Consider the following 561-nt stretch of genomic DNA (forward strand, 5'->3'; position numbering starts at 1 on the left):
CGTTCGTGATTTGATTGCCGCCATTGTCAAGGCCTTGGCTGCTCAAGCGGACGGTGCTGCCGCCAAGAAAGCGGACGCCATCCGTGTTCAACAGGGTGTCGCCTGTGGTCACGCTGGTGAAGACAACGTTATCTGCTGTAGAGACTTTGATACCCTCCCCATCTGCACTCAGAACGATGTTGTTACCACTGAGGAAGTTTGCGGTGTTGTCGGTTTTATTCAGGGTCTTGACGTCAGCGCCGTCAATTTGTGTGACCACAGTCTGCATGGCGCTATCCGCTTTTACTAGACTGGCTTTGCTGTCATCGCTTAAGTCCACTTGGTAGTCGGTTGTGTTGGTCGCGTCTTTGGCACCCGCTGTGACAATAACGGCGTCAGAGCCTTTTGATACGGTAACGCCATCCGCGTTGACGGTGTAGACGTCTTGGCCTGTGAGGCTGTCGGTCGAGAAGTCGACACGGGCTACATTGGTGCCTTTAACTACTTGGGTTCTGGCAGCAGCAGAGGCAAGTCTCACATCTTCTATGTTTGCTGCGTTGGTTGTGGTTGTACCGCCACTTG

The 561-nt window shown here is 53.5% G+C and carries 1 pseudogene; it reads right to left on the reverse strand.

What is annotated here, in order from left to right:
• Positions 1-561, reverse strand: a pseudogene (locus M917_RS14165) (YadA-like family protein); the annotation flags it as partial.

It is taken from the genome of Psychrobacter aquaticus CMS 56 (genome assembly GCF_000471625.1).
Classification (GTDB): Bacteria; Pseudomonadota; Gammaproteobacteria; order Pseudomonadales; family Moraxellaceae; genus Psychrobacter; species Psychrobacter aquaticus.